The following is a 2,920-nucleotide window of genomic DNA, read 5'->3' on the forward strand; positions in this document are numbered from 1 at the left end:
ATACGCTCGACGGCACCGACTACCTGCTGGCGGTGGGGCTGGATGTGTCAGAGCAGGGCGCGCCCTGAGCACATCGCTTCGTGTTTGTTTGGTGTTTGCGGAACCTACCACCCAATGCGGCGCGAGGACCGCGATTCAGTGGCTGCCGGATCTGGCTCCTCGGCACCGGGTTCGTCCAGCGCAAGCTGGGCGGGCGGCTGCTCCACGTTGTCGAGATGGGTGATGGTAGCCCCCTGATAGTAGAACCCCAGGATGTCGCGATACGAACGCCCTTCGTTGGCCATGCCGTGGGCACCCCACTGGCTTAATCCTACGCCGTGCCCGTAGCCGCGCCCAGCAAACACGTAGCGCGAGCCGCTGCGGCGCGCCTCAAACCAGGTGCTTTTGAGTACCTCGCGCCCGGCAGCACGGTTGACCGCCTGCCGAAAGGCATTGGCCTGCACTGGCTCTCGACTTCCGTTCGGGCGGAGTAACTCCATGGTAAGCAGACGACCGCTGTCTGCTGTATCGCCGAGGTAGAAGCCCCGTACAGATCCCCCAAACTGGCGCTCCAGGCCGCTCAGCACTGTGGTCCGATTGGCCGACGACTCCCACGTATGATGCGGCGATGCCGAATCGTAGGGGTCATTGCGCCCACGCAGGTAGGGCAGCGTTTCACTGGCATCCCACACGTCTTCGTTGTTTGCCGTATGGCCGCCGCTGCTGGAGAAGTACACCGCCTCGATGAGATGCGACTGATACGTGAGCACCTCGCCTCGAGTGGCCTCGGTGGCTGCGCGCGAGGCGTCGGTCATTGTAGACAGGCCCCGATACACCTGCGAAATCGTATGATCGACATGGGTGTACGTGCTGTCGAACTTGTCGCTGCCGCGAAGCGCGTATGTACGCACCACCACAGCCATGGCTTTGGCCCCTTCCTCGTCGTCGAGCCCGTACTCGCTGGCGACGACGCTGGCGACGTAGTGTTCTAAGGGAACTGCATTCACAAGCTCAATGGCGTTGCCGTCGGGGCGTACCTCGAACACACCGCTGTAGGAGCGCTGCGTCTCCTGACTCTGAAACGTTGTGGCGGCCTCCTCAGGAGCATCCAGGTAGAGCGTGGATGCGGCAACGCTGTGCGATCCGTGCTCAAGACGCACATCACCACGGTGCAGCGTAAGGGTGGCGGAGGTACCCGGCTCGATGTGGAAAAGCGGGGCGCGCTCCAGGTCCGTATGCACTGGCGTGCGGCGCGATGCGGTCAGTTCGATCTGACGCGGCGACTCGCGGTCGAAGATGCGCACGCGCACGTCCTGGGCCGCTGCGGGAGCGGGGCGGCTTCCGGCGATCAGAAGCAGAAGGATGATCCCGCCAAGCCCGCATCCGAACCCACGCAACGGGTAGCACGGCACTTGACTAAAAGCAGACCAGAAAGCCACAGTGAGTAGAGCGGTTGGTGGATACGCTGATGAAGCAATGACGAGGGGGGCAACCTCGGAATCTACAGTATATAAAACGATACGCGAAGTTGCATCCGTGCTGCACTCGGCAGCCGGATTTGTCCAAGGTCTCCTGCGCATCCTCACTGTTTGATCACCATTTTTGTTTATGTTATGATTGTGGATACGCACGCCCATCTCTACCTCGACCGCTTCGACGACGACCGCGACGCGGTGCTCACCCGTATGCGCGAGGCGGGCGTAGAGGCTGTCGTGCTACCCGCTATCGATCTCGCATCCATCGAGCAAGCGGTGGCGCTGTCCGAAGCGCACGCTGACGTGTTTGCGATGACCGGGCTGCATCCATCTGCCACAGAAGACGCAGTCGACGATGCGATGGCAACAGTCGCCGAGTCGTGTACCCATGACCAGGTGGTTGCCATCGGCGAGAGCGGGCTCGACTACTACTGGGACCGCTCGTTCGATGATCGGCAGCAGCATTTCTTTCGGGCGCATATTCGTCTCGCTATCGAGACGGAGCTGCCGCTCGTGATCCACAACCGTGAGGCCACCGAGGATGTGCTTGCCATTCTGGAGGAGGAGCGTAGCGCCCATCCCCAGGGCGACCGGCTCCACGGCATTCTGCACTGCTTTGTGGATGACGCGGCCACAGCGCAGCGGGCGTGGGATCTGGGCTTTTACGTGGGGATCGGCGGCATTGTGACGTTCAACAACAGCGACCACGACGCCATGCTTCAGGCTGTTCCGTTGGAGCATATCGTGCTGGAGACCGATGCGCCGTACCTGGCGCCGCAAGCCGAGCGCGGCAATCGCAACGAGCCGTCCTTTGTGCGTCATGTGGCCACGTATCTGGCGGATGTCACGGATTACACCCTCGACGAAATCGCCACGCAAACCACGGCCAACGCCCGGGCGGTGTATGGGCTGCCCGAGTTAGCGTAACGTCTGTCTTCTGCAATCGCCTGGGCAGCATGTGGTAAGGGGATTTGGGATCCGCACGCATCGCCAGAGCGGTCGAGCGCCTGAGTGTTGAAGCTGGTACGCACGTTGTTCAGTGCATCCACGTGATGCGGAAAGGGGGAGTGGGGCAGGGGCGTAGTGCCTTCAATGGTGCGAGACATGATGGAAGGGGGACGCTGTGTCGCTTCCTCCTGAACCCGTGCGGATGCGCAAAAAAACGCCTCGCTCCAGGCGGGAACGAGGCGTTTGGAAATAGCGACCTAATAGAAACCTGACAAGCCTCGCAGACCTGTCAGGTTTGAAAGTGACTTACTCCGCATCCGGCGCGTTATCCATCTGTGCTTTCTGAAGTTGGCCGGAGTAATCGACGTACACCGTCTTCGTTTCCGTATAAAACTCGAAGACCTCCCAGCCGCCGTCGCGGTGAAGGGAACTATTGATGCCGAAACAATAAATGCAGAGGAGCTGATTCTTTCCGATTCCAAAGAGTTGGCCGAGCACAACACCATTGTCGATTTAAT

The 2,920-nt window shown here is 60.7% G+C and carries 2 protein-coding genes; one reads left to right on the plus strand and one right to left on the minus strand.

What is annotated here, in order from left to right; all coding sequences use genetic code 11:
- Positions 1-104: 104 nt before the first annotated feature.
- The gene (locus R6U20_RS05320; RefSeq protein WP_410336825.1) at positions 105-1,418 is read right to left on the minus strand and encodes a SpoIID/LytB domain-containing protein; all 1,314 of its coding nucleotides are present in this window, start codon (positions 1,416-1,418) and stop codon (positions 105-107) included.
- 150 nt (positions 1,419-1,568) lie between these two features.
- On the opposite strand from R6U20_RS05320, the gene R6U20_RS05325 reads away from it, so the two are divergent.
- The gene (locus tag R6U20_RS05325; RefSeq protein WP_410336826.1) at positions 1,569-2,381 is read left to right on the plus strand and encodes a TatD family hydrolase; all 813 of its coding nucleotides are present in this window, start codon (positions 1,569-1,571) and stop codon (positions 2,379-2,381) included.
- The last annotated feature ends 539 nt before the right edge of the window (positions 2,382-2,920 follow it).

The sequence above is a fragment of the Longimonas sp. genome, from assembly GCF_046498435.1.
Lineage (GTDB): Bacteria > Bacteroidota > Rhodothermia > Rhodothermales > Salinibacteraceae > Longimonas.